This window comes from Saccharibacillus sp. CPCC 101409 (assembly GCF_030518235.1).
In the GTDB taxonomy this organism is placed as follows: Bacteria; Bacillota; Bacilli; order Paenibacillales; family Paenibacillaceae; genus Saccharibacillus.
Genome location: NZ_JAULSA010000048.1, coordinates 1 through 960, shown reverse-complemented (window position 1 = coordinate 960; position 960 = coordinate 1). Strand labels below are relative to the sequence as shown.

Genomic DNA, 960 nt, shown 5'->3' with positions numbered 1-960 from the left:
AACGAAGAGAACGGGAAGTGGATTCACGCGAATCTTGGATTAGAAGTTTAGAAGCGCCAAAGCATGTACGTTTCCATACGGAAACTGATCCATCGAGAGGGAATGCGGATTGACTGAGGGGGAAGGTGCGCTTCCATCCGGAAGCAGACTGGATGTGAGTTTGCGGGAGAAGGCAGAGAAGCCCGTCGATTTCACGACCTATAACATAATATTCACGCTGCGGGCATACGCCCTTGGTCCGGCGTTCGCCGGACACCCGACATACGTCGGGTCGTGAATACAGGAACGTTAGACGAAATTCTAAAACCGAGGATCACTATGAAAACAATAAAAGCATTATCAAGATATTATTATATAGGATTAATTATTGGCTACTTCACTAAGAAAGATGTCCTTGATTGGACAGATCGGATGATTGAAGGAAACGAGCAATTTCCATATGAATTGATTGAGATTTCCTTGTCTAGTCACAAACCGTCGGTAGATTTAGCATCAAAACTTAAACAGATCTATGGAGAAGAGATTTTACAAGAACCCCTTTATCAGCTTTTAGGAGAACTCGTAAACGATTTTAAAATTGGGAGAATTATAGAAGAAGAATTATTTACTTATCTATCTAGCCTACATTATCAAGAAAGTGAGATCGTTTTAGATGAAGATCTATCCTATTCGTTAAATCGATTAGATGATGCTTATTATTTAGCATCGGAAGGCATATATGGAGATGTAAAGACTGTTTGTAAAGAAGGAATAGATGAACTAAATAAATATAAAGAATATATAGGGCGAATTAAAGAATAGTAGAACTTCGTCTAACATAATATTCACGCTGCGGGCATACGCCCTTGATCCGGCATTCGCCGGATACTTGACATACGTCGAGTCGTGAATACGGGAACGTTATATGCAACCTGAAAGAATGGGAACCCATGAGTGGATGAATAAGATGAAGAAGCGCCG

The 960-nt window shown here is 40.5% G+C and carries 1 protein-coding gene; it reads left to right on the top strand.

The window, feature by feature from the left end:
• The first annotated feature begins 318 nt into the window (after positions 1–318).
• Positions 319–801: a hypothetical protein gene (locus tag QWJ34_RS26960; RefSeq protein WP_302732228.1), complete on the top strand. Its 483-nt coding sequence runs from the start codon at positions 319–321 to the stop codon at positions 799–801.
• The last annotated feature ends 159 nt before the right edge of the window (positions 802–960 follow it).